This window comes from Kitasatospora purpeofusca, assembly GCF_036010405.1.
Taxonomy (GTDB): Bacteria; Actinomycetota; Actinomycetes; order Streptomycetales; family Streptomycetaceae; genus Kitasatospora; species Kitasatospora purpeofusca.
On record NZ_CP108561.1, the window covers coordinates 7,464,764 to 7,490,590 of the forward strand.

Genomic DNA, 25,827 nt, shown 5'->3' on the forward strand with positions numbered 1-25,827 from the left:
CGACGGCGGGCGCCCTCCTCACCGGGCGCCCGCCGTTGCGCCATTTCTCCACCGTCCCGCTGCCCCGCCACCTTTGCCACCCCTGCCACCTTTGCGAAACCGAGGAATCCGCCATGGAGTTGACGGTCGAGGGCCTCACGGCCGGCTACGGCCCCGGACGCCCGGTGCTCGGTGGCGTCGATCTCACCGTGCCCGGTGGGCAGGTGGTGGCCGTCGTCGGCCCGAACGGCTGCGGCAAGTCCACCCTGCTGCGCTCGATCGCCCGGCTGCACCGGCCCGACTCCGGCCGGGTGCTGGTCGGCGGCGAGGACATCTGGAAGCTGCGCCCCCGGCAGGCCGCCCACCGGGTCGCGCTGCTGCCGCAGAGCCCGCAGGCGCCGGAGGCGGTCACCGTGGCCGGGCTGGTCCGCTACGGCCGCCACCCGCACCAGGGCCTGTTCCGGCAGTGGTCCGCCGACGACGAGCGGCTCACCGCCGAGGCCCTGCGGGCCACCGGCGTCGAGGAGTTCGCCGACCGGCGGCTCGACCGGCTCTCCGGCGGGCAGCGGCAGCGCTGCTGGCTCGCCATGGTGCTGGCCCAGGACGCGCCCGTGGTCCTGCTCGACGAGCCGACCAGCGCCCTCGACCTCGGCCACGCCGTCGAGGTGCTGGAGCTGGTGCGCGAGGTCGCGGCGGGCGGGCGCACCGTCGTCATGGTGCTGCACGACCTCGCGGCGGCCGCCCGCTACGCCGACCTGGTGGTGGCGATGCGCGGCGGCGAGATGATCGCCTGCGGCCCGCCGCGCGAGGTGGTGGACGCGCCGCTGGTGCGGGCGCTGTACGACGTCGACAGCGATGTGCTCGCGGCCCCCGGGGACGGCGCGCCGGTGATCGTCCCGCGGGCGGGGGGCCGGAAGGCGGCCTGACCGGGCCGTCTGTCGGCGGCTCACCCGGGCGGACCGGCGGGCGCGGCGGGTTGCCCAGGCGGGCGCGACGGGTTGCCGGGTGGGTGCGTCGGGTGCGTCGGGTGCGTCAGGTGCGACGGGTTGCCGGGCGGGGGCGTCGGGCGCGGCGGGTTGCCGGGCGGCCGTCGGGCCCGGTGTGGTCTGCTGGACGGGCGTCCGCCGGACGTCCGTGCCGCCGCCGTCGCCCGCGCCGCCTCCGGGAGGGTCACCGATGCCCCGTCGTACCGCCGCCCTGCTCGTCGCCATCGCCCTCGGCTCGGCCGCCGCTGCGGGCTGTTCCTCGGCCGCCGGTCCCGACCGGGCCGGCGGGTCGTCCTCGGGGGCGGGGGCCACGACCACTGTGCCCACCCCGGTGGACTCCGCGCCGTCGGCCTCCGCGTCGACGTCCCCTGTTCCGACGGCCTCCGCGTCGACCGAGGTGCCCGGCACCTCTTCTCCGTCCTCTGTTCCGTCCTCTTCCTCCGCCCCCGCCGTCGCCTCGGTGGCCGTTCGGGGCACCGTCACCGACGGCCTCAAGTCCCCCTGGGGCCTGGCCGTCCTGCCCGGTGGCGACCTGCTGGTCTCCGAGCGCGACAGTGCCCGGATCCTGCGCGTCCCGGCGAAGGGCGGCGGCAAGGCGGTGGCCGGTACCGTCCCGGGTGTCACCCAGGGCGGAGAGGGCGGCCTGCTCGGCCTCGCCCTGTCGCCCGACTTCGCCACCGACCACCAGGTGTACGCGTACTTCTCCACCGGCTCGGACAACCGGATCGTCCGGTTCGACCTCGACCCCTCCCGGCCGGCCGGTTCCCAACTCGGCTCTCCCACTGTGCTGTTGAGCGGCATCCCGCACGGACCCCGGCACAACGGCGGGCGGATCGCGTTCGGCCAGGACGGCTTCCTCTACGCCGGCACCGGCGACGCCGACGACCGCTCGCTCGCCCAGGACCGCGACTCCCTCGGCGGCAAGATCCTCCGCCTCACCCGGGACGGCACCCCCGCGCCCGGCAACCCGTTCCCCGGCTCGCCGGTCTGGTCGCTCGGCCACCGCAACGTCCAGGGGCTGGCCTGGGACCCGCAGGGGCGGCTCTGGGCCTCGGAGTTCGGCCAGGACACCTGGGACGAGCTGAACCTGATCACCCCCGGCGGCAACTACGGCTGGCCCACCGTCGAGGGCACCGCCGGGCGGGAGGGGTTCACCGACCCGGTCGCCCAGTGGCACACCGCCGACGCCTCGCCGAGCGGCATCGCCTTCGCCGACGGCGCCGTCTGGGTGGCCGCGCTGCGCGGCACCCGGCTCTGGCGGGTCCCGGTGGACGGCGGCCGGGCGGCCGGTGCCCCGCAGGAGTTCCTCCGCGGCGACTACGGCCGGCTGCGCACCGTCGCGGCCGACGGGGACGGCGGCCTGCTCCTCGTCACCGACAACACCGACGGCCGGGGCTCGCCGCGGCCGGGCGACGACCGGATCCTGCGACTGGACGTCAGCGCCGGGTAGCGGCGGGTCGCGTTCGGCCACCCGTTCGAGCGGTTTGAACGCGGTTCGACCGGGGATCCACCGCTTTCCTACCGTTCAGTACCCCTCCCTGCCCGCCGCGTTGTCAGTGTGTCCCGTTACGTTCCTCCCAACTGACCGACCAGCTGGGAGGAGAGCGGCCGTGGCGTGGGTTGAAACGGGTTCGGGCGGCTATTTCGTCGCCTTCGACGAGGAGGGCAAGGTGGTCTGCCGCAACGCGGCGGGCCGTCAGCTGAAAGCCGTCCCGCCGAAGCTGAACGACGATCCGGTGGTGGTCGGACTCCGGCAGCTCACCGAGTGGTTGGACGCCCACCGGCGCGGCTGCCTGGAGACCGCCGAGCGGTGGATGGTGCGCTCCCTGCCGGTGCCCGCCGCCGTCGTCACCGCCGTCTGGGCGGACGAGGCGTGGCGCGAGGTGCTGCGCGACCTCGTGGTCACCGGGGCCGACGGCGCCGTGGCCGGCTTCCTGCGCGGGGCCGACCCGGAGCGCGGCATCGGCCTGGTCGACCTCGACGGGGACACCGTCCGGCTCACCGGCAGCGAGCTGCGGATACCCCACCCGGTCCTGCTGGACGAGCTGGACGAACTGCGCGAGTTCGCCGTCGAGCTCGGCGTCTCCCAGCAGGTCCAGCAGCTGTACCGGGAGGTCTGGCACCGGCCGGCGGATGCCACCGGCACCCAGGTCGACACCTACGCGGGCGGCCGCTACGCCGCGCTGCGCGACCTGCTCGGCCGCTGCACCAGGCTCGGCCACCGGGTCCGCGGCGGGCACGCCGTACTGCCCGTGGTCGAGGACGGGCGGGCCCTGGAGGCCCGGGTCTGGGTCGGCGACTACTACGAGTACGACGAGTGCGAGACGGGCTCGCTCAGCTGGACCGGCCCGGACGGCAAGGTCCTGCCGCTGGCCGAGGTCGGACCGGTCGCCTGGTCCGAGGGGATGCGGATGGCCGCCGCACTGTACGCCGGCCGCACGATCGAAGGGGAGGAAGCCGCATGAGCACCACCACCGGAGCCGACCGCACCACCGGTGCCCTCGGCGGAGCCGACCGCCACCAGCGGCTGCTGGAGTCCGGGGCGATCCTCGCCCCCGGCACCCTGCCCGGCGCCGGCGCCCCCGACAGCGCCGCCGACGTCCTCACCGCCCGCGGCTACGCCCACCCCGCGCTCGACGGCCGCCGGATCGTCCGCCTGGTCCCCGGCGTGCTCGGCCCCGCCGAGGACCTCGCCGTCGACTTCCTGGGCCTCGTCCCCGCCGAGGAGCCGGTCGAGGTCGGCCAGGTCCGCCAGGAGGCGCTGGGCTTCCCCGCCTGGGCGCTCGTGCACGACCCGGCCAACGGCCACCACGCGCTCGCCCTGGTCAAGGAGATGGAGCGGCTCGCCCGGCAGGCCAAGTCCAAGCCCGGCCACGCCAAGGACGGCTTCGACGAGCTGGCCCGCCGGCTCGGCCGCGCCGTCCCGCACTTCCTGCCCACGTTCTGCGAGCAGGTCGGCCGGATCTTCCTGGAGCAGGAGAACCAGACCTACGCGAGCACCTTCTTCGGCCGCGCCCGCGAGGCCGAGCGCACCCACAACCTGCCCGTCGACGAGGAGCGGCTGCGCGCCGTCTTCCTGGAGTTCGCGCTGGCCGGTGCCCTCACCGTCAAGGCGCTGCGCCAGTACGTCAAGGAGCTGAGCGGTCGGCTCGACCCGCTGACCGCCTGGCAGCGGTTCCGCCAGCTGTGCACCGAGCGCTCGGCGGCCGGCATGGCCCCCTACGCCGGGGTCGCCGAGGACGCCCGCACCCTGCTCAAGGCCGCCGGGCTGGACCGGGGCGAGCACGAGCGCGCCCTGCTGCTCGAACTCCTCGCCTCGCCCGCCGTCAACCGCGCGCCCGGCACCTTCTGGAAGAGCTGGCACGAGGCCGTCGTCGAGCTCGGCCGGGGCGACGCCGCCGTCCGCGCCCGCCTGCTGGAGCTGATGCCCGACCCGCCTGGCAACGACGACCGCACCCACCAGGACGCCGGCTGGCTCGCCGTGCTGGCGGAGAGCGGCGCCGAGCGCCTGCTCACCGACCTGCCCGCCGACGCGGCCGCCGGGGCCTCGGCGGCCGAGCCGGCCGCCGCCTGGCTCCAGCGCTGGACCAACCACCTCGGCCGGGGCTGGCGCACCCTCGGCCTCAGCACCGAGACCGTCGCGCTGACCCACCGGATGCTCGACCGGCTGCGCGCCGAGGCCGTGCCGGTCGACCTCTTCACCGGGGTGCGCCGCAGCGCCACCCAGCTCGAACTCCTCGACCTGCTGCTCGCCGAGGGCATCCCGGTCGCCGACCCGGCCGAGGGCCACACCTTCGTCCTCCAGGACTGGGTCGCCGCCTCCGACACCGACGGCCGCACCCTCACCGCCCTCGCCGCCGACCCCCGCTTCCGGCCCGCGCTGCGCGCCGCCGTCCCGCCCGTCTGGGACACCGTCGACAGCCGCCGCCTCGCCGCCCGCCCGGTCCTGCGCGAACTCTTCGTCGAGTGGTCCGACGCCCGCGCCGACGAGCTGACGGCCGCCCGCGGACTGGAGAGCGCGAGCGGCATCCTGCACCAGCTGAGCTCCCACCGCACCGCCGTCCGCGACGAGAACCCGGCCGCCGCCCGGCGGATCGCCGCACTCGACGTGACCGGACTGCTCGCCGACACCCTGCGCGGCGGCATCCTCGACGAACTCGGCTGGCCCGCCCTGGAGGAGGCGCTCGCCCGGCTCGGCGTCGAGGCCGGAGACACCCCCGGCGTCGGCAGCGGCCGCAACCTCCCCGAGGGGCTGCTGCTGGAGGAGGCCTGGCCGCACCTGGTGCTCGCCCGCGGCAACCAGGTCGTGGTGGCCGGCCCGCAGGCCATCGTGTTCGAGCACACCCTGCGCATCCCCGACAAGCTAGAGAGCTGGCACCGCCCCCGCTTCCGCTTCGTCGACGGCGAACTCCTGGTCGCCTGGGCCCACGAGGGCAAGCAGCGGGCCTACTGGTCCGGCCGCCCCGCCGAGATCTTCGAGCTCGGCGGCGAGCGGATCGCCCACTACTACGGCGCCGGCGACATCGACACGCCGACCCTGCCGCTGCCCGGCGGCGGCCGCACCGGCGGCCACCGGCCGCTGCACGTCGGCGACACCGTGCTGCCCGCCCAGAGCGGCGTCCTCGGCGACGGCACCGGCCACTGGACGGTCCACCGGCGCTCCGGCGGCCCCGAACTGGAGGAGCTCGACGCCGCCACCGGCGCCGCGGGCCGCGCCTCCGAGCCGCCGCGGATCGCCGCCAACGCCGCGGCGGGCCGCCTCGACGTCCGCCGCACCTGGCTGCTGCCGTTCCAGCCCGGCCTGGAGGCCACCCCGCTCGGCACCGACGGCACCGTCCTCGGCAGCTGGCTCCGGAAGGACGGCAAGCGGACCACCACCCTCACCGCCGACGGCACCGCGCTCGTCGCCGACAACACCCGCGACGGCGGATCGCTGTACCCGCTCGGCCGGCTCACCCTGCCCGGCGGCGGCCGGCCGGTGCTCCAGGAGGGCCGCGGTCGCCAGCTGGCCCTCGCCCTGCCCGCCGCCGACTCCCCGGCCGAGGGCACCGTCACCGCCGACCCGGCCGGCTTCACCGCCGGCTTCGAACCCGGCCGCCCCGGCGGCCTCGGCGGCGCCGGCACCGCCCTCGTCCTGCCGATAGCCCACTGGCACGTCCTGCGCCCGCGCGACGAGCAGGGCTCGACCGAGCTGCGCGGCATCGACCACGAGCAGGCCGCCCGGCTGATCGACGCCGCCTGGCCGGCCGACGCCGAGCCGGTCCCCGCCGCCCGGCAGCGCTGGATCACCGTCCAGGGCGTGCGCCGCCCGGTCGTCAGCGGCGACAAGGCCGAGGAGCGGCTGCCGGTCGACGCCGTCGCCGGCGTCCTGCCCGGCATCACCCACCGGCTGCTGCTGGCCGGCGTCACCGGCCTCGCCCGCACCGCCGCCGACCTGCTCGACCGGATCGCCCGCTACCTCCCGCAGCCCGAGGACGACGGTCGTGCCACCGGCGGCTCCGGCGCCGTCGAGTGCGCCTACCGGCCCGAGCACGGCACCGACTACGAACTCGGCCAGGCCGTCGCCCTGCTGCTGCCCGGCGTCGGCGGCTTCGGCCGCTCCTGGGACCGCAGCGCCAACTACCGCGTCCTCAACAACCTCAGGGCCGTCACCGCCGTCCTCGCCGCGCCCCCCGCGGCCGAGGGCGACGGCTGGAGCACCCCGCACCGGATCGCGCTGCACGGCGACGACGACCACCAGGGCTGGCTGCAGACCCTCGGCCGGCTCGGCACCCTCGCCTACGCCGCCGCCGCCCCGCTCACCTCCGCCGAGCAGCGCGACTCGCTCGCGCTGCTGCTCACCGAGCTCACCGCCGGGCCGCTCGCCGACCGGGGCGCCACCCTGCGCGAGATCGTCCTCACCGAGCCGCTGACCGACCCCAACGCCAAGGAGGGCAAGCACGAGCGGCGGGCCGGCCAGGTCTGGCGGCACGGCGACCGCACCGTCGTCGTCCTCGCCTGCAGCCACCACCGCGAGGACAAGGCGCACTGGATCGCCGTCGACCACGACCCGAGCGGAGCCTTCGGCGCGGTCGCCCACTTCGGCACCGCCGAGGAGCGCGGCACCGAGGAGACCGTCGACGCGGCGTGGGTGGCCCGCTTCACCGCCCTGCTGCGCGAGCACGGCGCCATGACCCACCGCGCCGACCGCGCCGCCGACTTCGGCGCCCGCACCGGCATCGGCGCCGTCCGCTCCACCCTGCTGTTCAGCCCCACCGAGGCCCTGATCCACTGGTACGGCGCGCCGCTGCCCCCCGAGGCGCTCAAGGAGTACGGCCTCAAGTCCGGCGAGGCCAAGGCCGCCCGCGACTGGCTGCGCGGATGCGAACGGGACGCCCTCGCCGAGGTCTGGTCCGCCCTGCTGCCCGCCGACCCGGAGGAGCTCTGGAGCACCGGCCCGGACAGCGCCGCCGGCGCCGCGCACTGGACGGCCCGCCTCGGCCGGCTGGTCACCCTGCCCGAGGCGGAGCAGGCCACCGTCAGCGGCACCACCATCCAGCGGGTCGAGGAGATCCTCAACTCCGCGACCACCCCCTGGCTGAGCCGCACCACTCGCCAACGGGTGCTCCCCCTGGGGGAGTCGGCCACCCCCGTCCTCCAGGCCGAGGACCCGCTGGCCCTGCCCGACTACAACACCCTGTCCGAGGCCGCCGACGCGATCGCCTGGCTCGCCTACCGGCTGCCCTGGAACAGTCCGCTGCGCGCCTCGCTCGCGCCCGCCGTCCGGGCCCTGCACACCCGCCTGGCCGACCCGGAGCTGCTGCTCGCCTACGACCTGCGCCGCAACGGCAAGGGCGAGCCGCTGGCCGCCGTACTGCGCACCCGCTTCGGTCTGCCCGCCGAGGGCGGCGCCGACACGGACGGGCTGGTCCGCTGCGGCAAGGCCCTGGTGCTCTCGCCCACCCACGACGAGGCGGAGCAGATCTGGTGGCGCCCGGCCGGCCTCGACGGGGCGCAGGACCAGGCGCTGGACCAGCTGGCCGGGCTCGGCGAGAGCTACTGGCTGTCCCGTCAGCGGACGGTGCTCACGGCACTCCTGGACGGGGAGCTGGACCGGCTGGTCGTCCTGCCGGAGCTGCCCGTTGCCGACGGTGCCGCCGGTGCGCCGGTCGACGGGGCCGAGGTCTGGGCGCAGCACCCGCTGCTCACGGTGCCCGAGCTCGTCACCGAGGTCGCCAAGGCGCACGAGCTCGGCGAGGACGCCGCCGTCCTCTACCTCCAGCTGCTCGCCCTGCCCGACCCGACCGACCGCAATGCCGCGCGCTGGACGGGCTGGAAGCCGGCCCGGCTGAAGAAGGCGCGGGCCGAGCTCCTCGCCTCCGGACTGGTCATGGAGGCCAAGCGGGCCCGCGCCGGGCGCACCCTCTTCCTCCCCGGCGGCTGGCAGGAGGCCAAGGCCCCCGGCCTGCCCGTCGAGACCTGGAAGGCCGCCTTCTACGATCTCCCCACCCACCACGACGTGCTGCCGCGCTTCGCCGTCCCGGAGCTGTTCGCCCGGGCCTGGCAGCGCGTCACCGACGGGGACGCCCCGGGCTTCGAAGAGCTCCGGACCGGCAAGCGCAGGAAGGCCCGCCGATGACCACCACTCCCGCCACCAGTGCCTCCACCGCCGGCACCGACACCCCGGCCCGGCAGGTCGTCCCGCCGGAGGAGAAGTTCGCCGCCGAGCTGGAGTTCCTCGCCGCGCACGACTCCGGCCCGCGCCCGCCCGGCTGGCGGCTCACCCCGCGCGCCGTCGTCACCTTCGTGATGGGCAGCGGCGGCGAGAAGCTCAAGGCCGGGCGCAGGAGCCTGGCGATCGAGCAGAAGTTCGTCGGCGAGCGGGCCCTCGTCGAACGCTGCGTCGTCACCCTCGCCGGCGAGCGCGGTCTGCTGCTCGTCGGCGAGCCCGGCACCGCCAAGTCGATGCTCTCCGAACTCCTCGCCGCCGCCGTCTGCGGCACCAGCGCGCTCACCGTCCAGGGCACCGCGGGCACCACCGAGGACCAGCTCAAGTACGGCTGGAACTACGCCCTGCTGCTCGCCAAGGGCCCCAGCCGCGAGGCGCTGGTGCCCTCGCCGGTGCTCAGCGCGATGACCACCGGCGCGGTCGCCCGGGTCGAGGAGGTCACCCGCTGCCTCCCGGAGGTCCAGGACGCCCTGGTCTCGCTGCTCTCCGAGCGGCGGATCGCCGTCCCCGAGCTGGCCGGCACCCCGGACGGCCAGCTGCACGCCGCTCCCGGCTTCACCCTGATCGCCACCGCCAACCTGCGCGACAAGGGCGTCAGCGAGATGTCCGCCGCGCTCAAGCGCCGGTTCAACTTCGAGACGGTCGGGCCGATCGGCAGCCTGGCGGCCGAGGTCGAGCTGGTCCGCCGCCAGTCCACCGCCGCCGTCGCCCGCGCCGGGGCCGCCTACGCGGTCGACGAAGCGGTGCTGGAGGCCCTCGTCACGGCCTTCCGCGACCTGCGGTCCGGCCGCTCCACCGAGGGCTGGGACGTCGAACGCCCGTCCACCGTGATGAGCACCGCCGAGGCGGTCTCGGTGGCCACCGCGCTCGGGGTCGGCGCCGCCTACCTGCCCGACGGCGGCGACCTGCTCGGCCGGCTCCCCGGCCAGCTGATCGGCGTCGTCCGCAAGGACGACCCGACCGACGCCGCCCGGCTGCTCGGCTACTGGGACGGCCCGGTCCGCCGCCGCGCCGAACAGGGCGCCGCCACCTGGCGCACCCTGTGGGAGCTGCGCTCCGCCCTGGAGTGAGGCCCGGTCGGCCCGCCGCCACCGGGGCGGCGGGCCGACCCCCGGCCCCGCACATCTCCCTCCTCCCTTCCCCCTCCCCGAACTTCCACCGAGAGGTGAACACATGAGCAGCGCGGCGCCGCCCGGCGGGGCGGACCTCGGCCACGACGACCCGCGAGGGACGGTCGCGACCGAGGCGGCCCGACTGGCCGCCTCCGGCCTCGACGCACCCGGGCCCTTCCTGATCGGGGTGCGCCACCACGCCCCTTCGCTCAGCGTCGTCGTGCCCGCGCTGCTGGACGCCGCCCGGCCCGATGTCCTGCTGGTCGAGCTGCCCGCCGAGTTCCAGCCCTGGCTCGGCCTGCTCGCGGACGAGGCCACCCGGGCCCCGGTCGCCCTCGCCGCCGCGCCCGCCGCCGACCGCCCGGACGACGCGACCGACGGCGCCGGGCTCGCCTTCTACCCGTTCGCCGACTTCTCGCCCGAGCTCGCCGCCCTGCGCTGGGCCCGTCGGCACGGCGTCGAGACGGTCGCCTGCGACCTTCCCCTCGCCGTCCGCGACCGGTACGCCCACCGGGACGGCACCGGCCCCGGCACTCCCCGGCCCGGGGTCGCCGACGCCCTCCGCCACCGCCTCACCGGCCGCGAGGACGACGAGGACCTCTGGGACCGCCTCGTCGAGACCGCCGCCCCCGGTTCCACCCCGGAGGCCGTCCGCCGCGCCGCGCTGCTGGTCGGTTGGGCGCTGCGCCGCGACGCCCGGGACGGCACCGGTGTCGACCCGTACGACCTGCGGCGCGAGGCCTGGATGCGGGCGCGCATCCAGGAGGCGGCCGAGGGCGGCCGCCGCGTCGCCGCCGTGGTCGGTGCCTTCCACGCGCCCGCGCTCGTCCCGGCGGGGGCGGACGGCGCGGAGACACCCGGGCCCGACCTCCTCCTCACCCCCGATCGGGTGCCGGACGGCCGCCACGTCGTCTCCCTGATCCCCTACACCTACCCGCTGCTCGACGCCCGCTCCGGCTACCCGGCGGGCATCCGCGACCCCGAGTGGCAGCACACCGTGCTCGACGCCGCCGGGGACCAGGACCGGCTGGCCGAGGCGCTGATCACCACCGCCGTGCGGATCTGCGAGGCCCTGCGCGGCCAGGACCACCCCTCCGGCCCGGCCGACGCCCGCGAGGTCGTCCGCCTCGCCGGCGACCTCGCCCGGCTGCGCGGCCTGGCCGCCCCCGGCCGGGGCGAGCTGATCGAGGCCGTGCAGACCGCCCTCGCCCAGGGCGAACCGCTCGGTCGGGGCCGGGCGGTGGCCCGCGCACTGGAACGCGTCCTGGTCGGCACCCGGACCGGCGCGCCCACCCCGTCCGCCCCGCGCAGCGGCCTCGCCCCCGCCGTCGAGCGACTCCTCGCCGAGCTCGGCCTGCCCGGCCCCGGCGACACCGCCGAGCCCACCCCGCGCGAGCTGCGCCTGGACCCACTCCGCTCCTCCCTCGACCGCCGCCGCGAACTCCTGCTCCACCGGCTGACCGCCTGCGGTGTCCCCTACGCCGAACCGGTCGAGTCCACCGGAGCGGGCGGCACCGAGACCCTCACCACCCGCTGGCGGGTCCGCTGGACCCCGGCCGTCGCCGCGATGCTCACCGTCGCCGGGACCCAGGGCGTCACCCCGGCCCAGGCCGCCGAGGGCGCCCTGCGCGAGCGGTTGCGCCGGGAGCGGCAGGCCGACGGCCCGACCGCCCGCGAGGTCCTCCGGGGCCTCGCCGACGCCGACGCCTGCGGCCTCCCGGCCCTCACCGGCAGCCGCCTCACCCAGCTCACGGCCGTCCTCCCGGAGAGCGGCACCCTCCCCGAACTCCTCGACGCCCTCGCCCTCCTCGACCGCCTCACCGCCACCCACCGCCCGCTCCCGGCCCTGGCCCCGGCCCCGGCCCCGGCCACGACCCCGGCCACGACCCCCGACCCGGGCGCGGCCACCGGCCTCCCCGCCCCCGGTGCTGCCGCCGACCCGTTGGCCGCCACCGGCACCGCCCTCGCGGCTGTCCCCGCTCCCCTTCCCGGGGGCGGGGGACCCACCGCGCCCGGCTCCCCTGCGACCGGCCCCGCCGCGACGGGCCTTGTCGCTCACGGCCCGATCGCCATCGGCCCGACCGGCCCTGCCGACCCCACCGTTTCCGGTCCCACCAGCCCCACCGGCCCGGGCGCGCAGGACTCGTTCCTGGCCGCTGTGGCCGCCGCCGCAGAGGTCGTGACGGTGGCGGCGGTGCGGCAGTTGGAGGGGTTGGGCGGCTCGGACGAGGCCGACGACGCCAGGGCGCTGGTCGAGCTGGCCCGGCGGGCCGATCTCTCCGGCGGTCTGCGGCTGCGCCACGCGCTGGCCGAACTCGCCGACCGGGGCAGCCCCTTGGTGCGCGGTGCGGCCGGTGCGGTGCGGGTGCTGCTCCGGCAGGAGGTCCCGGCGGTGTTCGGCGACCGGGCCGCCTCCTGGGTCGACGGCGCCACCGGACCCGACGCCCGGCACGCCCTGGGCCGGTCGCTGGTCGGTCTGCTGACGGCCGCGGAGGGGCTGCTCTCCACCGCCCCCGAGGTGCTCGAACCACTGCTGGAGCGGATCGCCACCCTCCCGGACAACGCCTTCCTGGACCGGCTGCCCGCCCTGCGCGGCGGGTTCGACACGCTCAGCCCGGCGGCCCGGGAGCGGCTGCTGACGCTCGTCGAGGAGCGTCTGGGAGCCCGGCTGGACGCGCTGCCGGAGGAGGTGCCGCCCGCTCTGCTCGCCGACTGGTCCCGCGCCGACCTCGCGGCCCGCTCCGCGCTCGCCCGCCTGGGGCTGCTCCCCCCGAGCCTCCCGACACCCACCGGTGCGACACCCACCAACACAGCACCCACCGACAGGGCACCCGTCCCCGCACCCGCACCCGCACCTGCACCCGAGCCGTCCGGCTCCCACGCCCTCGGTGCGGCCGAGCGCTGGCGGCTGCTCCTCGGCCGCCCGGGCAGCGGCCGCCCCGGCAGCCGGGCCTCGCGGCTCGCGTCCGCGCTCGACGAGCTCTACGGCACCGGGCACGGCGAGGGCTCCGGCCCCGGTCTGGACGGGCGGGGCGGGGCGGGCGGCAACCGGGGCGGCCGCGAGGCGCCGTACCCGGGCGTGCGCGAGTGGTCCGAGGAGCTGACGGCCCTGTTCGGGCCCGGCATCCGGGAGGAGGTGCTCGCGGCGGCCGTGGCCCACGGTCGCGGCGACGCCCTGGAGGCGATCGACCCGGGCGCCGTCCGGCCGTCGGTCGACCTGTTGCGCACTGTCCTGGAGCACGCGGGCGGTCTGCCCGAGGCCCGGTTGGCCGCGCTGCGCCCGCTGGTCCGGCGCCTGGTCGACGAGTTGAGCCGGGAGCTGGCGACCAGGCTGCGCCCCGCGCTCACCGGGATCAGCGTGCCGCGCCCGAGCCGGCGCCCCGGCGGCGGCCTGGACCTGCACCGCACCATTCGCGCCAATCTGGCGACCGCCCGCCCCGCCGCCCCCTCGACCGGCAGCGGTACCGCAACCGGCACCGGCACCGAGCCGGGCCGCATGGTGATCGTGCCGGAGCGCCCGGTGTTCCGCACCCGGGCCAAGCAGGCGTCCGAGTGGCGCATGATCCTGGTCGTGGACGTCTCCGGCTCGATGGAGTCCTCCACGGTCTGGGCGGCGCTGACCGCGTCGATCCTGGCGGGGGTGCCCTCGCTGAGCACGCACTTCGTCGCCTTCTCGACCGAGGTGGTCGACCTGACCGAGCGGGTGACGGATCCGCTCGGCCTGCTCCTGGAGGTCCGGATCGGCGGCGGCACCCACATCGCCGCCGGGCTGAAGTACGCGCGGGAGCTGGTGACGGTGCCGTCCCGCACGCTGATCGCGGTGGTCAGCGACTTCGAGGAGGGCGGTCCGGTGGGCGGGCTGCTCGCGCAGACCCGGGCGCTGGTCGACTCCGGGTGCCATCTGCTGGGCTGCGCCGCACTGGACGACACCGGAACGGCCCGGTACTCGAAGGCGATCGCGAGCCAACTGGTCGCGGCCGGGATGCCGGTGGCGGCGCTCAGCCCGCTCGAACTGGCCCGCTGGGTGGGGGAGAAGGTCCGATGACGGAGGGGGTGCAGGGCGTGGCGGGTTCGCGGGTGCAGTGGCCGGCGGTGCGACCGGAGGTGGTCGCCGAGGTGGTGGCCGGACTGTCGGCGCGCCTGCAGAAGAGGCTGGACGGGGCCGCCGCCAAACTGGCCGAACGGCCGGTGGAGCGGACGGGCGAGGACTGGCGGATCGCCGTGGACGAGGAGACGGAGCTTGTTCTGCACGCGCCGGGCGGGGTGGTGGCCACGTCGGACGATGTGCGCTGCGGTTGCCTGCTGGCGCCCGCCTGCGTGCACCGGGCGGCGGCGGTCACGGTCTGCCCGCTGGCCGACGGCGAACCGCCGGCGGAGCAGGCCGAACCAGCCGAGCAGGCCGACCGGGCCGAACCGGCCGTGGCCGCCGGCGGGTCCCCGGCCGCAGCCCCGGTCCCTTCCCCCGGAGCTCCGCAGGGCGACGCTCCGGCCGCCGGAACGCTCGGCGCCGCCGAGCGCGCCGCCGTCGACCAGCTGCACCGGGTGGCCTCCGCCGCACTGGCGGCAGGTGTGGGCGGTACGGGCGCGGTGCTCCAGGCGGAGCTGCTGCGGGCGGCCCACCGGGCCCGGCTGGCCGGGTTGCACCGGCCTGCGGCCGCGGCGGTGGCGGTGGTCACCCGGATCAGGGCGGCCCGGTCGGGCGAGCCGGACCACCGGCTCGCCGATCTGGTGGCCGGTCTGCGCGAGCTGCTCGGCCTCAGCACGGCCCTGTCCGCCGCCGCGGCGGCGGACATCGCCGGACCGGGCGTCGCCGCCCTCCGGGGCACGGCCCGCCAGGTGTACACGGCGGCGGGCGGTCTGCGGCTGTACGGACTCTTCTCCGAGCCGGTGCTGACGGCCACCCACGCGGGTGTGCTCACCTGGGCGGTCGACGCGGGCGGCGGCCTGCACACGATGGCCGAGATCATGCCGCACACCGACGCCGCCGCCGCGGCGGCGTCGCAGGCGGTCGGCGCCGGCAACCGGGCGGTCCGGCTGGGCGACGCGATGCTCAGCCACCGCGAGTTCACCAGGGCCGGGCTGGCCGTGCAGGGGGCGACCAGGTCGGCGGCCGGGCGGCTCGGGGCGGGCGCCTCGGTCCGGGCGGTGCGCGCGGCGGGGGCGGCCTGGACGGTCGAGCCCGCGGCCCGGCTCTGGGCCGAGCCGCCCGCCGCCCAGGTGGCGCGGGCGCTCGGCGCGGCCGCACTGCCCCCGGAGGTCCGGCCGGCCGGGGGCGAACTCCTCTTCCTGGACGTGACGCTGCTCGGGGCGGTCCCGTACGGGCCGGGCGGGGAGCCGCGCCTGCTGGCGGACTGCGGGGGAGTGGTGGTGGCGCTGCGTGCCGCGCACGACCACCCGGGGCTCGCGCACCGGGGCAACCTCGCACTGCTCGCGACCGCCCCGGGCCTGCGGCTGCGGGTGATCGGCCGCCTGGAGCGCTCGGCCCGCCCCGAGCTGCGCCTGCTGGCCGTCGGCGAGCCACCGTCCCCCCAGCCCACGGAGGCCCAGACCACGGAGGCCCAGACCCTGGAGGCCCAGCCCACGGAGGCCCAGCCCCAGCCCCACCCCCCGATCCCGGCCCTCGCCCTGCCCGCCGCTCGCGCCGGCCGGGTCAATCTCGGTCTGGAACGGCTCCAGACGGCGGACCTGGCCCTCCCGCCCCGGGACGCCGCCCCGCCGCTCACGGCCCCGCCGGCCGAGCCGCTCCCGCCGGCCACGCCGGTGCACCTGCTGTCCCGCCGGGTGGAGCAGGCGGTGACCGGCGGCCGGGCGGTGCTGGCGCTGGGGACCGCGGCGGCGCGCGGCGACCGGGCCCGGTTGCGGTCGGCGGGGCTGGCCACCGGGGCATCGCTGCTGGAGGGGCTGCTCGCGACGGCGGTGGACCAGTCGCGCGACGTCTTCGGCCGGGTGGTCGAGGACGACCACGGCGCCTTCGCGGCCGCCTGGTTGGCGGCGGCCTGGTACGAGGAGGAGTTGGCCTCGGCACTCTGTGCGACCGCCTGGTCCGAGGATGTTCCCGGCAATCGGCCATAAGGAGAACTATTTGCACAAGCAGATATGCCGCGCCAAATGGCATACTTGAACGAAGCGGAACGTTCGAACGGCCGGTGGCCTGCGGGAGGGGGCCGGCCGCCCGGGGCAGGGCCCCGCAGGACGCCACCGGAGTTGCACTGCCGCACAGCAGGACCGTACGGGCACATGACCCGAGCAGGGAGACGCGAGCCATGGGGATCCAGGACGATGCCGCCGAGATCCGCGCCAGCGGCTGGCGCACGCTCGCCGCGCTGCACGGGCTGATCGACTCGGCCCTGGAGAAGGCCCTGCAGGCCGAGTACCGCCTCTCCGTGGTCGAGTACACGGTGCTGGAGGCGCTGTCGCGGCAGGACGGCTGGCACATGCGGATGCAGCAGCTGGCCCGCGCGGCGGCACTCAGCAGCAGCGCCACCACCCGGCTGGTGAGTCGGCTGGAGGAGCGCGGGCTGCTCGGCCGCTACCTGTGCGCGGACGACCGGCGCGGCATCTACACCGAGCTGACCGCGCAGGGCCGCGAACTGCTTCGGGCGGCGCGGCCGTTGCACGACGCGACCCTGGAGGCGACGCTCACCGGGGCCGCCGACGTCCCCGAACTGGCGCCGCTGGTGCGTGCGCTGCACGACCTGGAGCCGGCTCCCGCCGCCCCGGCCGCCTCCTGAGCACAGCGCGGGGGAGCGGGGCGCCCGGGCATCCGGACATCGGGCCGCCCGGACATCGGGGCGCCCCGACGCCCGGACGCCCGGTGCTCAGCGCCGTGAGCCGAGCGCGTTCTCGTGGACCCGGTCGAGCAGGGCGAGCAGCAGTTGCTTGCTGGACGCGCGCTCCCGGACGTCGCAGAGCACGACCGGCACACCCGGGTCGAGGTCGAGCGCGCGCCGGACGTCGTCGGGGGTGCAGTCGCGGCGCCCGTGGAAGCAGTTGACGCCGATGGCGAACGGGATGCCGCGCTGCTCGAAGAAGTCGACGGCGGCGAAGCTGGACTCCAGTCGGCGGGTGTCGGCCAGCACGATCGCGCCGAGCGCGCCGAGGGCCAGGTCGTCCCACATGAACCAGAACCGGAACTGGCCCGGGGTGCCGAACAGGTAGAGCACCAGGTCCTGGCGGACGGTGATCCGGCCGAAGTCCATCGCGACGGTGGTCGTCGACTTGCCCTGGACACCGTCGAGGCTGTCGATCCCGATGCTGGCCCGGGTCATCCGTTCCTCGGTCTGGAGCGGTTCGATCTCACTGACCGAGCCGACCATGGTGGTCTTGCCGACGCCGAAGCCGCCGGCCACGAGGATCTTGACCGCGCCCGGCACCAGGCTCTGGGTCGTCACGTCTGGTCTCCTGGAGAGGAACTGAGCGAAAGGTCGGAAGAGCTGGGAAAACGAAGAGCTGGGGAGCGGAAGGCGTTCCGAACGGGCCCGTCCCGCACGGGTCCGACCCGGTCCGAGCCGGTCAGAGCCGGTCAGAGCCGCCGGACACCCTCGATGACGGCCCGGATCAGCGCGATGTCCGGTGCCTCGGCGAGCTGGACGGGTGCCCGGGTGAGGATCATCCTGGCCTCGGCGAGGTCGTCGAGTAAGACCTTGACCACGCTCACCGGGAGGTCCATGGTGGCCGCGATCTCGGCCACCGCCAGCGGGCGTTCGCGGCAGAGGTCCAGGATCGCGGCCGGTTCGGGCGTCAGTCGGCTGGTGTCCGTGCGCGGGTCGGCGGTGACCACCAGGGTGATCAGCGCGAATCCGTCACGGACCGGTCCGGTACGCCCGTTGGTGATGGCGTAGGGGCGGACCAGATGGCCCGCGTCCTTGTCGAAGAACCAGGCCTCGTCGGCGTCGACGGTCACGCACCGCCACCCACGCCCGGCTGGCCGGCGTCGCTGCGCGGCGCCGCGGTGAGGTACTGGCCGACCTGCTTCACCAGCATGTTGATCTCGTAGGCCATGAGCCCGGCGTCGACCGCCTCGCTGGTGAGCACGGCGAGCCGGGCGCCCTGGCCTGCGGTCGTGACGAACAGGAACAGCTGGTCCATCTCGATCACGGTCTGCCGGACCCGCCCGCCGTTGAACCGGTGGCCGGCGCCGCGGGCGAGGCTCTGCAGGCCGGAGGCCACGGCCGACAGGTGCTCGGCGTCGGCCCGGTCCAGGCCCTGGGAGAGCCCGATCAGCAGGCCGTCCTCGGAGAGGACGATGGCGTGCCGGGTCTCCGGGACCCGCGCCACCAGCTGGTCCAGCAGCCAGTTGAGGTCGCGCTGGGTATCGGTGTACTGCGTCATCACTGCTGTTCCTTAGCTGCGGAAGGTGCGGCCGGGGCGGAGGGCGTGGCCGGCGCGTCCGCGTCGGGTGTCGTCGCACGGGCGGTGCGGGTGCCGCGCTGGATGGCGGCCATGGTGGCCCGCGAGCGCTGCGGCGCGGAGTCGTCCCCGGACGGTCCGAAGGAGCCGGTCCCGCCGACGCCGTCGGCCGCGTCGGGGGCCGACGGGCCGGTGCGGCCGTACGGGGCGGGGGCGGGAGTGCCGGGCCGTCCGTACGCGCCGGGGCCGGGGTGGCCGAACGCCGCGCCCGGCGCATTGGCCTCGCGCAACTGCTCCGCGAGGCTGGCGTTGCGGACCCGCTGCGGCAGTACGCGCGGGGTGCGCAGCTCGCCGTCGGGGCCGAGCTCCGGCGCGGCCTCCTCGGCGCGCTGGTGCGTGGGCGCCGGTGCGGCCGCCGCTGCCGAGGCCGCCGCCGTCGCCGCTGCGAGCGCCGCGAGCGCGCTCGTCGGCCCGTCGCTGCCGCCCGCCACCGGCTCCCCGGCCCCGGCCGCTGCGGTAACCGCCGTCGCGGCCCCGTCCGGGCCGGACTCGTCCTCCGACTCGCCGTAGGGGCGCGGCATGGCCGGTCGGGCCACCACCACGGCGCCCGGCAGGCCGGGGATCGACGAGCCCACCGACAGGCCGGCGTTGACCGTCGGGTCGTCCTCGTCGCGGGCGCCGCCCTGGGGGTAGCGGGCGAGCAGTTCGCCGATCACCACGCTGCCGTCGAACCGGTCCGCCGTACCGGCGAGCACTCCGGTCGGGTCGTCACCGTACGGAACCGGGTCCGCGACGGGAGCCGGAGCCGGAGCCTGAATCGGAACCGGGGCGAAAGCCGGAACCGGAGCGAAAGCAGGAGCCGCGCCGAGGGCCGGCGCCGCACCGGGGGCCGGCGCCGCACCGGGGGCCGGGAGCCCCTCCGTCACGACGGCCTCCGAACTCTGCCCCTGCCCCGCACCCGGCCGGGTGCCCAGCAGTCCGCCCAGGACCCCGGCGAGCGCGCCGGACAGCTCCTGGTCGATCTCGCCGAGCTCCGCGTCCGCGTCGGCCCCGCCGCCGGGCGGCAGGTCGGGCACGGGCGTCCGGGTGACCCGGGCGCCGGAGGGCAGGCCGGGGAGGGCGGCCGGCTGTCCGGCCTGCTCCAGCAGCAGCGCGGGCACCAGCACCACGGCCCTGGTCCCGCCGTACGGCGAGGGCCGCAGGGTGACCTGGATGTCGTGCCGCGCGGCGAGCCGCGCGACCACGAACAGGCCGAGCCGCAGGTCGTCGCCGAGCGCGGAGACGTCCAGCTCGGGCGGGTTGGCCAGGTAGTCGTTGAGCCGCTCGTACTCGTCCTCGGCCATGCCGAGGCCCCGGTCCTCGACCTCCACCGCCAGGCCCTTGGGCACTTCCTGCGCGGAGACCTGCACCTGGGTGTAGGGCGGGGAGAAGGTGGTGCCGTTCTCGATCAGTTCGGCGACGAGGTGGATCACGTCGGCGACGGCCTGGCCGCTGAGCGAGGCCCGGGGCACGCCCTGGACGACGACCCGCGAGTAGTTCTCGGTCTCGGAGACGGCGCTGCGCAGCACGTTCACCATCGGGACGGCGTTGCGCCAGCGCCGGGCGGGCAGGGCGCCGCCCAGGATGACCAGGTTCTCGGCGTTGCGCCGCATCCGGGTGGCGAGGTGGTCGACCGCGAACAGTTCGCGCAGCAGCTCGGGTTCCTCGTGCTCGCGCTCCAGCGCGTCCAGCATGCTGATCTGGCGGTGGATCAGGATCTGGGTGCGCCGGGCGATGTTGAGGAAGACCTTCTTCGTCCCCTCGCGGCCCTGGGCCTGGTGGACGATCGCGGCGACGGCGGCCTGCCGGACGGCGGCGAGGCCGTCGGCGGTCTGCTGGACCTCGTCGCCGATCCGCCGGGAGGGGGTCCAGGCGGGCGGGGTCGGGACCGATTCGCCGGCCTGGAGCCGGCCGACGACCTGCGGGATCTCGTGCTGGGCGAGGGCCAGGGTCTCGGCGTGGAGGTCGGCGAGCCGGCCCGGGAGGGTGCGCGCGGCGCGCAGGCCGCGGACCAGGCTCCAGAGCAGGACGACGACGACCACTGCGGTGCCGCCGTAGAGGGCGGTGCGCTCCCCGGCGTCGCGCAGCAGGTAGGCGGCGTAGCCCCAGGCGGCGGCGAGGCCGAGGCAGGGGACCACCGCGAGGGCGAGGAGCGAGCTGCGGAGGGAGCCGGACCGGCCGGCGCGGTGGCCCGTCCGGGGGGCCGATATGCCTGGCATCTGATTCCTTGTAGCAGGGCCGAACGGCGGTTGTCCGTGTGCGGTCCGACCGCGGTCGCGGGGCGCCGCGGCCGGCGGTGCCCGGAGGGTTGCCGGATGTGGTGACGTCCTGTCACCGTCCGGACGGATGCTGCACGGCCGCCGACTGCAGGCACGCTACCAGCCCCAGGTGCCCTCTGGGCAACATCAACTGACGATATGTGAACGGGTGATGACAGGGCGGCGGGTTCGACCGGGGTCCGCCCCGGGGGTTGTTCCGGCAGGTCGGGGGAGGTGGAGGGCGTCCCTGAGAGCTTTCCGGAGGCCGGGGTTCGGCCTCCGGAAAGCCGTCAGGGACGTGTCAAGAGCGCCTGTGGGGAGGCATCCGACCTTGCCCGGGTCAGCCCGCCAGCGGCATCCGCAGCACGGCCGCCGGCGCGCCCTGCGCCTGGGCCTCCGCCCCGGCCTCGCGCTCGGCCAGCTCGGTCCACGCCCAGCTGGCCAGGTGGGCGAGCTCGGCCGACCACTGCTTCCCGTAGGTGCCCGAGGCCACCTGGCCGAGCCGCAGCCGCTGGACGTCCGAGGTGCCGGCCGGCGGGTAGACGTGGGTGGCGTCGCGCAGGTAGCGCTCGATGTGGAAATCGGCGTGCAGCCCGCGGGCGGCGTGGATCTCCATCGCGTTGCGTGCCGAGTCCAGCGCGTACTCGGTGTTGATGAGCTTGGCGTTCATCAGTTCGGCGTCGCACGGCCGGCCGTGGTCCAGCTGGTGCGAGGCGTGGTACGCGGCGAGCTTGGCGGTCATCAGCCGGGACTGCATCTCGCCCAGCTTCAGCGCGATGTTGGGCAGCTGGGACAGCGGCTTGCCGTACATGATGCGCTCCTCGGCGAACCGCGCGGTGTCCTCGACGATCGCCCGGTGGATGCCGAGCGCGACCGCCGCCAGGTTCAGCCGCCCGTAGAGGGTCGAGGACGAGTAGGCCACGTCCAGGCCCTGGCTCTCCAGGCCCAGCCGGTTGGCGGCCGGGATCCGGCAGTCCTCGAAGACGAGTTCGCCGAAGCTGAAGCCGTGCAGACCGCTCTGCGAGCCCAGCTCGCCGGTACGGAAGCCCGGGCGGTCGCTCTCCACCAGGAACGCGGACAGCCCCTTGCTGCCCTCGCCGGTGCGGAGCACCACGCCGTGCACGTCGCCGATGTGCGAATTGCCCACGAACCACTTGCGGCCGTTGAGCACGTACTCGTCGCCGTCGCGCCTGGCGGTGCCGCTCATGCCGAGCACGTGGCCGCCGGACTCCGGCTCGGTGACGGCGATCGTGGGCAGCGCCGTCCCGTTGGCGAACCTGGGCAGCCAGTGGCGGCGCTGGGTGTCGCTGCCGAAGTGGATGACCTTGGCGACGCCGAGCTGCGAGGCCTGCGCGATCGCCCCCATCGCGCCGCTGACGCGCGAGAGTTCCTCGACGATCACGGTTTTGGCCAGGTGTCCCAGCCCCAGTCCGCCGAATTCGCGCGGGATGGTGACGCCGATCCAGCCACGGCGCGCGATCTCCCGAGCGAGCTCGAATTCGACCTGGCGCTCGGCCTCCATTCTGGCCACCTGCGGGCGCACTTCCTTCTCCGCGAACTCGCGTACCTCCGCTCGGAGGCTCTCGTGTCGCTCGTCGGTGAAGTAGTCCATCGCCATACCAGGTCCTCTCGGTTCGGGTCGTTCGGTGGATGTGCCTCCGTCCGTGCAGCCGATCCGCTTCGGCCGCCGAGGGGGTGGGGGAGTGACGGTGGCGGCCGGTTGCCCCTGAGTTGCAGCCGGTGCGTGCGGATGTGCCGGCGGTGGCCCACGCTGCCCTTGGGGACCGCCGTTTTTCGGCAGGGCTCATTGTCATATGTGTGCCGTAAGCGCTCTACAGTGGATCTTGGATTGGCGTGATTCGGGCCGTTCACGGACTGCCGGGGATTGAAGCGGCGCCCGGCGGGGAAGTGACCTCTCCCGCTTTTGGGATCCGGGGTTTGTGCCGCTTCCCGTTCCGGTTGTCCGCCGCTTCCGTACCGGTTGCCCGGCGGTTCCCGACCCGTTCCCGCCCGGCGGCCCGCCGGACGGCCCACCGCCGCCCGCAGGTGGGCCGTCCGTCGCCTCGCCGCCGACATGCGGCTTTGACTGAGCATCAGCAGTGGGGAAGGGGAGGGGCCGGGAGCGCGTAAGGCGCCGGATGTCTGATTACATGTGCGCCATGACTGATGTGATGAGCACTCAAGGCCAGTTCCCGGGTGCCGCCGGGGAGTCCGAGAGGGCCCGCAGGCTGCGCAGCCTGGGCCTCAACGAGCCCGCCGCGGACGAGGCCTTCGACCGCTTCGCCCACCTGGCCGCCAGCATCACCCGCGCCCCAATCGCGATGGTCAACTTCATCAACGACGAGCGCCAGATGTTCCGGGGGCTCTACATCCCGCCAAACTCGACCGATGCGGTGGCTGAAGAAGGCTCCTCGTGGGCCGATCGCGGCATCGCCTTCGACCTTCCGACCCGGGAGATGCCGCTGAGTCACGGCTTCTGCCCCCACGTCGTCGCGCAGCGTTCCCCCCTCGCGCTCGACGACATCCTCGCCTACCCCCGGTTCGCCGGTAACCCGGTCGTCGACGAACTGGGCGTCCGCGCCTACCTCGGCGCCCCGCTCGTCGACGACACCAACACCGTCATCGGCACCGTCTGCGTGCTCGACCGCGAACCCCGCCAGTGGGGCCGCGAACGACTCCGCGACATCCAGCACCTCGCCGAGGCCCTGCTCTCCGAGATCCGCCTGCGCGACAACCTGCTCGCCCAGCAGCAGGAGATGTTCGCGGCCTTCGACGGCTCGCCGTTCCCGATCATGCTCACCGACGGGCCCGGCCAGGAGATCCGCTACGCCAACGCCCAGCACGCCGACACCTTCGGCGCCCCGGCGGCGTACGGCGCCGTCGGCCTGGCCTACCCCCAACTCGGCGTCGCCGGCCTCCAGCAGGCGGTCTCCGAGGCGTACCACACCGGCCGCGCCACCGTCCTCAACGAGGTGCGGGTCCAGTCCCTGCGCCCCGAGGCCCAGCGCGGGCAGCAGATCTTCAGCTTCACCTGCACCCCGCTGCGCACCGCCCGCACCGGCCAGGTCACCGGCGTGCTGACGGTCGGCATGGACGTCACCGCGCAGTCCCGCACCGAGGAGGAACTCGGCACGCTCGCGGCCCTCCTGGTGGACCGCCTCCAGCAGAACGGCACCACCCCGGTCGGCCGCCCCGGCCTCGGCGCGGGGGAGACCGGCCTCGTCCTGCCGGGCTGAGCACCACCGGCCCGATCCGGCCGGACCGCGTGCGGGTCACCCCCCCGGACCGCGTACGCACCACCGGAGTTCCGTACGGCGCAGCACCGGCCGCCCACCGCGGCGGCACCGCGCCCCGACCACGTCCCGAAACGTTCCACCCACGTTTTCCCCTCGTCCCTCCGATGTCCGTCCCATGTTCTTCCCACGTCCCGGCCAGGTCCCGAACGCGCCCCGACCGCGCGTCGTGGCGGGACCCGCAGCACCGGCCCGCCCACCGCGGCAGGCCGTCCCACCGCGGTGGGGCGCCTCTCACCCCCGAGGAGAGGCTCCCCGCCGCGCTGCTGTCCGGGTGAACCGCCCGCCGCCGCCCGGCCGGACCGGCCCCCGAGGCCGCCGCCGGTGGTAGGCATGGGCCGCATGCAGTGGTTCGCCGCCCCCGAGTACTGGCTCAGCAGACTGCTCGTGCAACGGCTGCTGGCCGCCCTCTACCTGATCGCCTTCCTCGCCGCCGCCCGGCAGTTCCGCGCCCTGATCGGCAGCCGCGGCATGCTCCCCGTGCCCCGCTTCACCGCCCGGGTCCCGTTCCGGCAGGCGCCCGGACTCTTCCACCTCCACTACAGCGACCGCTTCTTCGCCGCCTCGGCCCTGACCGGCGCCGCGCTCTCCGCCGCCCTGCTCGTCGGCCTCGGCGACGCCGTCCCGCTCGGGGTGTCGATGCTCTGCTGGGCGGTGCTGTGGGTCCTCTACCTGTCGATCGTCAACGTCGGGCAGACCTGGTACTCGTTCGGGTGGGAATCGCTGCTGCTCGAAGCGGGTTTCCTGGCCGCCTTCCTCGGCAACGCCGACACCGCCCCGCCCGCCCCCGTCCTGTGGCTGCTGCGCTGGCTGGTCTTCCGGGTCGAGTTCGGCGCCGGACTGATCAAACTGCGCGGCGACAGCTGCTGGCGCGATCTGACCTGTCTGCGCTACCACCACGAGACCCAGCCGATGCCCGGTCCGCTCAGCTGGTTCTTCCACCACCTGCCGGATCCGCTGCACCGCGTCGAGGCGGCGGCCAACCACGTCACCCAACTCCTCGTCCCGGTCTGCCTGCTCCTCCCGCAGCCGGTCGCGACCGTCGCCGCCTGCGTCGTCGTCGCCACCCAGCTCTGGCTGATCGCCTCCGGCAACTTCGCCTGGCTCAACTGGCTCACCGTCGCGCTCGCCCTCGCCGCCGTCGACCCGGCCCGCCTCGGCCTGCCCGTCCACCCGCGCGCCTACCCCGCCGCCCCCGCCTGGTTCGAGGCCCTGGCCCTGGCGCTCACCGCCGCCGTGCTCGTCCTGAGCTACTGGCCGGTCCGCAACATGGTCTCGCCCCAGCAGGTCATGAACCGTTCCTTCAACCGCCTCCATCTGGTCAACACCTACGGCGCGTTCGGCAGCGTCGGCCGCACCCGGCAGGAGGTCGTGGTCGAAGGGACGGACGAACCGGTGGTCACCCGGCACACCGTGTGGAAGGAGTACGGGTTCAAGGGCAAACCCGGCGACGTGCACCGCCTCCCGCGCCAGTACGCCCCCTACCACCTACGGCTGGACTGGCTGATGTGGTTCGCCGCGATCTCCACCGGGTACGCCCGGCCGTGGTTCCTGCCGTTCGTCGCACGGCTGCTCGTCAACGACCCCGACACCCTGCGCCTGCTGCGGCACAACCCCTTCCCGGACACCCCGCCGACCCACGTCCGGGCGACCCTCCACCACTACCGGTTCACCGATCGGCGCGAACTGCGGCAGACCCGCGCCTGGTGGCACCGGACACCGCTGACCGAGTACCTCGCGCCGGTCGACCTCGCCGCCCTCGCCCGCGCCGGACACCACCCGCCACCGGCCCCGGGCCCGGCCGGGGCCGTCGGTACGGACCTGGACGGCCGAGCCCGGCGTGCTCCGAACGGGCGATGACCCGGCGACGACCGGGTGACGGCCCGATGACGACCGATGACGCCGGACCACCCGACCGGCCCTCCCCGGTGGCGCCCGGCCGGGCGCTGTGGCACGCCACACCGCCCCGAGGAGCGGTGGGTGCGTGCATGGCTCGAACGGGCACCCGTATTCTTGGCCTCCGACCGGCAGCCCTACCGCGCGCCCCTTCAGCCCCACCCGCCGGGGCCGCACCGCGCACCCGGACCGCCGCCCCCTCGCCGC

Annotated in this window: 15 protein-coding genes; 10 read left to right on the plus strand and 5 right to left on the minus strand. The window is 75.7% G+C overall.

What is annotated here, in order from left to right; translation table 11 throughout:
* Positions 1-113 precede the first annotated feature (113 nt).
* The 8 genes from OG715_RS32675 to OG715_RS32710 all read left to right on the plus strand — a co-directional run bounded on the left by OG715_RS32675 (position 114) and on the right by OG715_RS32710 (position 16,516).
* Complete coding sequence (locus OG715_RS32675) at positions 114-905, plus strand: ABC transporter ATP-binding protein (protein ID WP_266273696.1); 792 nt, start codon at positions 114-116, stop codon at positions 903-905.
* 250 nt (positions 906-1,155) lie between these two features.
* Positions 1,156-2,415, plus strand: coding sequence for a PQQ-dependent sugar dehydrogenase (locus tag OG715_RS32680; RefSeq protein WP_266273695.1), 1,260 nt, complete (start codon positions 1,156-1,158; stop codon positions 2,413-2,415).
* A gap of 160 nt (positions 2,416-2,575) precedes the next feature.
* On the plus strand, positions 2,576-3,430 hold the full coding sequence (locus OG715_RS32685; protein ID WP_266273694.1) for a DUF4132 domain-containing protein: 855 nt from the start codon (positions 2,576-2,578) through the stop codon (positions 3,428-3,430).
* Positions 3,427-8,583 (plus strand): hypothetical protein, encoded by a 5,157-nt coding sequence (locus tag OG715_RS32690; RefSeq protein WP_266273693.1) that lies wholly within the window; start codon positions 3,427-3,429, stop codon positions 8,581-8,583. Before OG715_RS32685 ends, OG715_RS32690 begins: the two co-directional genes overlap by 4 nt.
* Complete coding sequence (locus OG715_RS32695) at positions 8,580-9,743, plus strand: ATP-binding protein (protein WP_266273692.1); 1,164 nt, start codon at positions 8,580-8,582, stop codon at positions 9,741-9,743. The genes OG715_RS32690 and OG715_RS32695 overlap by 4 nt, the downstream gene beginning before the upstream one ends.
* A 103-nt stretch (positions 9,744-9,846) precedes the next feature.
* The gene (locus OG715_RS32700) at positions 9,847-13,830 is read left to right on the plus strand and encodes a DUF5682 family protein (RefSeq protein WP_266273691.1); all 3,984 of its coding nucleotides are present in this window, start codon (positions 9,847-9,849) and stop codon (positions 13,828-13,830) included.
* Positions 13,827-15,857, plus strand: coding sequence for a hypothetical protein (locus OG715_RS32705; protein WP_266273690.1), 2,031 nt, complete (start codon positions 13,827-13,829; stop codon positions 15,855-15,857). The genes OG715_RS32700 and OG715_RS32705 overlap by 4 nt, the downstream gene beginning before the upstream one ends.
* Before the next feature lie 191 nt (positions 15,858-16,048).
* Entirely contained in the window at positions 16,049-16,516 is a 468-nt protein-coding gene (locus OG715_RS32710; RefSeq protein WP_266273689.1) for a MarR family winged helix-turn-helix transcriptional regulator, read from the plus strand.
* A gap of 87 nt (positions 16,517-16,603) precedes the next feature.
* Here the strand turns inward: OG715_RS32710 and OG715_RS32715 are convergent, their stop codons facing one another.
* The 5 genes from OG715_RS32715 to OG715_RS32735 form a co-directional block, all read right to left on the minus strand.
* Positions 16,604-17,176, minus strand: a complete 573-nt coding sequence (locus OG715_RS32715) for a GTP-binding protein (protein WP_266273688.1) — start codon at positions 17,174-17,176, stop codon at positions 16,604-16,606.
* A 131-nt stretch (positions 17,177-17,307) separates the two neighbouring features.
* A complete protein-coding gene (locus OG715_RS32720) occupies positions 17,308-17,688 on the minus strand; it encodes a DUF742 domain-containing protein (RefSeq protein ID WP_030391835.1) in 381 nt (126 codons plus the stop codon).
* Positions 17,685-18,116 carry a roadblock/LC7 domain-containing protein gene (locus tag OG715_RS32725; protein WP_045943028.1) on the minus strand — a complete coding sequence of 144 codons (432 nt, stop codon included), beginning with the start codon at positions 18,114-18,116 and terminating at the stop codon, positions 17,685-17,687. Before OG715_RS32725 ends, OG715_RS32720 begins: the two co-directional genes overlap by 4 nt.
* The gene (locus tag OG715_RS32730) at positions 18,116-20,392 is read right to left on the minus strand and encodes a sensor histidine kinase (RefSeq protein ID WP_266273687.1); all 2,277 of its coding nucleotides are present in this window, start codon (positions 20,390-20,392) and stop codon (positions 18,116-18,118) included. The genes OG715_RS32725 and OG715_RS32730 overlap by 1 nt, the downstream gene beginning before the upstream one ends.
* 379 nt (positions 20,393-20,771) lie before the next feature.
* Positions 20,772-22,043, minus strand: a complete 1,272-nt coding sequence (locus OG715_RS32735) for an acyl-CoA dehydrogenase family protein (RefSeq protein ID WP_266274630.1) — start codon at positions 22,041-22,043, stop codon at positions 20,772-20,774.
* Positions 22,044-22,590: 547 nt separating this feature from the next.
* Between OG715_RS32735 and OG715_RS32740 the strand changes: the two genes are divergently transcribed.
* Together OG715_RS32740 and OG715_RS32745 are read left to right on the plus strand one after the other, a co-directional pair.
* Positions 22,591-23,667 (plus strand): GAF domain-containing protein, encoded by a 1,077-nt coding sequence (locus tag OG715_RS32740; RefSeq protein WP_266273686.1) that lies wholly within the window; start codon positions 22,591-22,593, stop codon positions 23,665-23,667.
* A gap of 399 nt (positions 23,668-24,066) precedes the next feature.
* Complete coding sequence (locus OG715_RS32745) at positions 24,067-25,584, plus strand: lipase maturation factor family protein (RefSeq protein WP_266274629.1); 1,518 nt, start codon at positions 24,067-24,069, stop codon at positions 25,582-25,584.
* The last annotated feature ends 243 nt before the right edge of the window (positions 25,585-25,827 follow it).

Coding starts and splice junctions, on each gene's coding strand:
- OG715_RS32675 (WP_266273696.1), top strand. CDS start 114: ATGGAGTTGACGGTCGAGGGCCTCACGGCCGGCTACGGCCCCGGACGC.
- OG715_RS32680 (WP_266273695.1), top strand. CDS start 1,156: ATGCCCCGTCGTACCGCCGCCCTGCTCGTCGCCATCGCCCTCGGCTCG.
- OG715_RS32690 (WP_266273693.1), top strand. CDS start 3,427: ATGAGCACCACCACCGGAGCCGACCGCACCACCGGTGCCCTCGGCGGA.
- OG715_RS32695 (WP_266273692.1), top strand. CDS start 8,580: ATGACCACCACTCCCGCCACCAGTGCCTCCACCGCCGGCACCGACACC.
- OG715_RS32700 (WP_266273691.1), top strand. CDS start 9,847: ATGAGCAGCGCGGCGCCGCCCGGCGGGGCGGACCTCGGCCACGACGAC.
- OG715_RS32705 (WP_266273690.1), top strand. CDS start 13,827: ATGACGGAGGGGGTGCAGGGCGTGGCGGGTTCGCGGGTGCAGTGGCCG.
- OG715_RS32710 (WP_266273689.1), top strand. CDS start 16,049: ATGGGGATCCAGGACGATGCCGCCGAGATCCGCGCCAGCGGCTGGCGC.
- OG715_RS32725 (WP_045943028.1), bottom strand. CDS start 18,116: ATGACGCAGTACACCGATACCCAGCGCGACCTCAACTGGCTGCTGGAC.
- OG715_RS32730 (WP_266273687.1), bottom strand. CDS start 20,392: ATGCCAGGCATATCGGCCCCCCGGACGGGCCACCGCGCCGGCCGGTCC.
- OG715_RS32735 (WP_266274630.1), bottom strand. CDS start 22,043: ATGGACTACTTCACCGACGAGCGACACGAGAGCCTCCGAGCGGAGGTA.
- OG715_RS32740 (WP_266273686.1), top strand. CDS start 22,591: ATGACTGATGTGATGAGCACTCAAGGCCAGTTCCCGGGTGCCGCCGGG.
- OG715_RS32745 (WP_266274629.1), top strand. CDS start 24,067: ATGCAGTGGTTCGCCGCCCCCGAGTACTGGCTCAGCAGACTGCTCGTG.